Genomic DNA, 2,699 nt, shown 5'->3' with positions numbered 1-2,699 from the left:
CAAGACATTGCCCCTACCTAAATGCTCCCACTCCTTATCCCGCCTGGATGGTTCGATTGGATCTGTGGGTAATGCATAGCCTTATAAAGGGGGGACTCTTTCCGGCTCCCTCCCCTTTATAAGGGGAGGGTTGGGGTGGGGTAAAGGACTACGCATCATCTCGAATAGACTGGTGTATGTGCTATGGCTTTTACGAAAGAGGATCTTTATGGCGTTGACGAGTACCATCTCATACTTTCCAGACATCTGCTAAGACGATCGAGGTAACTGGCTCATCGATTCTAAATCTAGTACCTGCGCCAATACATCTGGCTCCATTAATCCTTGCTCTAGCACGATTTGACGTAAAGATTTACCTGTAGCTAGCGACTCCTTGGCGACATTTGCCGCATTGAGATAACCGATGTGAGTATTGAGTGCGGTTACTAGTGCCAAACTGCCTTCGGCGTAGTCGCGACAACGTTCGGGATTTGCCGTAATTCCCACGATACACTGGTCTGTCAGAGCTTGAATGGCATTACCCAAAATCTCGATGCTCTGAATCAGATTGTAAGCGATTAATGGCATCATTACATTCAACTCTAATTGTCCCGCTTGGGCTGCCATTTCGATCGATCGATCGAACCCCATCACCTGAAAACACACCATCGAAATCATTTCCGCCATCACCGGATTGTATTTCCCCGGCATAATCGACGAGCCAGGTTGGACGGGAGGGAGTTGAATTTCTTTAAAACCCGTTTTCGGGCCAGAATCCATCAATCGCAAGTCGTGAGAGATTTTTACTAGGTCTGCGGCGAGATTTCGCAAGCTGCCTGAGACATTAACAAATGGTGCCATACTTTGCATCGCTGCCATTAAATGCGGTGCGACACTTAACGGTTGTCCGATTAATTCTCCCAAAATGCGGGCGACTGTCGATCGATATTCGGGATGCGTATTTAACCCGGTACCTGTCGCACTTCCACCTAAGCCTAATTTGGTTAAATCGCCTGAGGCTGTAGTAATTCTGGCTTGATGTTCGCGTAAAATCTGGGCGAAGGCTCCAAAACTATCCCCCAATCTGACGGGGACGGCATCTTGCATGTGGGTGCGTCCAGATTTGACGATCGAGCTAAATTCTACCGCTTTTTTGTCTAATGCCGCGATCGCATTTGTAAGCGCGGGGTTTAATGTATGGGAAATCGCCAGTAATCCACCCACCCGAATCGCTGTCGGAATTACATCATTAGTAGACTGACCGTAATTTACCACATCGTTAGGATTGACCCGCTGATAATTGCCCTTAACATCGCCGAGTAATTCCAGTGCGCGGTTGGCGAGTACCTCATTGACATTCATGTGGTGGGAGGTTCCCGCACCAGCCTGATAGACATCGACGACAAATTGATTGCGGAGATTCCCTTGTAAAATCTCATCAGCGGCGGCGACGAGAACTTTACTAATATCTGCGGGAATACAACCGAGATCGCTATTGGCGATCGCAGCGGCTTTTTTGATTAAGATACAAGCATCAACATAGGTAGCCAGCGGCTTTAAACCACTAATCGGGAAATTCTCGATCGCGCGCAAAGTTTGAATGCCGTAATATGCGGATGCCGGGATCTGACGTTCGCCCATCGAATCTCGTTCGATCCGATAATTATCCTGATTCATTTAGCTTCTATCCTTGGCACACGTAGACGATCGCAATTAATTTCGATGCAAGGTTGACGATCGTCGATCGCTTTACATCGATAAATTATGCTGATATTGTCTCACGATCGAGCAGTCAATTGACTCATCGATCGATCTAAGTTGAGATTATTTTTATTGCAACTGTCATCTCTAATGCAATTTTGCCGGATCGGACATCGCTCGTTGGCGTTAGCCTCTCCATCGGAGAATCGCACATCCACCCGATCGATCTATTCTTCCGCCTCAGTAGAATTGTATGCTCGATAATTTCAATTTATACTGTGAGAATTTAATCTAAGTTTCGTAATTACCCGACCTAACTTTGGTATAAATTATGCGCGATTGCAATCTTGTAGTTTTTATTTGCCTTTCATTTGTATTTTCAGGTATTTAGACTGTTGAGTAACATATTATACGATCGCTATTGGCGTAGAGAAAGAGCGTGCTAATCCCGTAACATATACCGCCATTAGGCTGTAATCAATTTTTATTCTACGTAAAATATTGTCGGTGTATTTACAAATATTTATTAATAGTTCACTGATATTACTATTGATTTTTAAGATAAAATGTGCAAATTTGAAAAATAAATTAGCTTTTAATACGCTATTTTGCTGAAAAAATTGAAATTAATTGGTTTTATTAATGTTTGACTGTTGCTGTTTTTTGATAATTGTGTATTTACTCTAAATATCAGTTCGATTCTACGCCACTTGACTGAAAATTATAGAATTCGAGCAGAGCCATAAAACCTCATGCTACGATAATTTCATGTGGTCTGAAGCTGGTGGAATTGCAGATTTTCAATATCGAATCGCAGTACCTACAGACCCAAAGATATTAAAGATGAAGTCGTACTAATTAAAGAGGGAATTTACCATGGAAATTAGACAGTTTGTAAACTTACCCAGTATCAAAACTCTCAAAATAGCGGCAATTAGCAGTTTGGCTATCGGTGTTGCTACAAGTATTTCCGCCGCACCTGTTAAGGCAGTTGTCATCAATGGTGGAGAGCTAACGTT

1 protein-coding gene is annotated in these 2,699 nt (G+C 43.3%); it reads right to left on the bottom strand.

What is annotated here, in order from left to right; translation table 11 throughout:
- Nucleotides 1-249: 249 nt before the first annotated feature.
- Nucleotides 250-1,656 (bottom strand): aspartate ammonia-lyase, encoded by a 1,407-nt coding sequence (locus tag Q0R35_RS10060; RefSeq protein ID WP_295617052.1) that lies wholly within the window; start codon nt 1,654-1,656, stop codon nt 250-252.
- Nucleotides 1,657-2,699: the final 1,043 nt, after the last annotated feature.

The organism is Chamaesiphon sp. GL140_3_metabinner_50, assembly GCF_025361915.1.
In the GTDB taxonomy this organism is placed as follows: domain Bacteria; phylum Cyanobacteriota; class Cyanobacteriia; order Cyanobacteriales; family Chamaesiphonaceae; genus Chamaesiphon.
Note: the sequence above shows the minus strand (reverse complement) of the source record. Positions and strands in the feature narration are given on the sequence as shown.